Raw genomic sequence first — 367 nt, 5'->3', positions numbered from 1 at the left:
GGCCAGGGCGTTGATGATGTTGCCGTCAAACGTCAGGAGTTGGGCGTCGAGGTAACGTGCACCGCCTTCGACCTGCAGGTAGGGGCTGGCGTAGTAGGCGGGATTAATCCCCAGATCGCTTGCCGTATCCGGCATGATCTGGGTAAGGCCGTAGGCGCCGGCCGGAGAGTAAAGCCCGATCGAGAAGCGACTTTCCTGCCAGATCAGTGCCTGAAGGAGGGCGCGCCACTGCACTTGGGACAGGCCGGCTCGGCGGACACCGGGACGGCGATGCGTTTCTTCCGCGACGCGTATGATCAGTTCTTCGACGGTTTCGGCGGCATCGCCAAAGAGTCCCGCCCCATGCGGGTTCGGGTCGATGTCACCG

At 63.2% G+C, this 367-nt stretch carries 1 protein-coding gene; it reads right to left on the bottom strand.

What is annotated here, in order from left to right; translation table 11 throughout:
• A partial coding sequence (locus A3764_RS00790) for a lytic transglycosylase domain-containing protein (protein ID WP_150122021.1) occupies window positions 1-367 on the bottom strand: 367 nt, incomplete at both ends.

The organism is Sulfitobacter sp. HI0129, from assembly GCF_001635395.1.
Classification (GTDB): domain Bacteria; phylum Pseudomonadota; class Alphaproteobacteria; order Rhodobacterales; family Rhodobacteraceae; genus Sulfitobacter.
The sequence above is the reverse complement of the archived record's forward strand: the minus strand, read 5'-3'. Positions and strand labels throughout refer to the sequence as shown.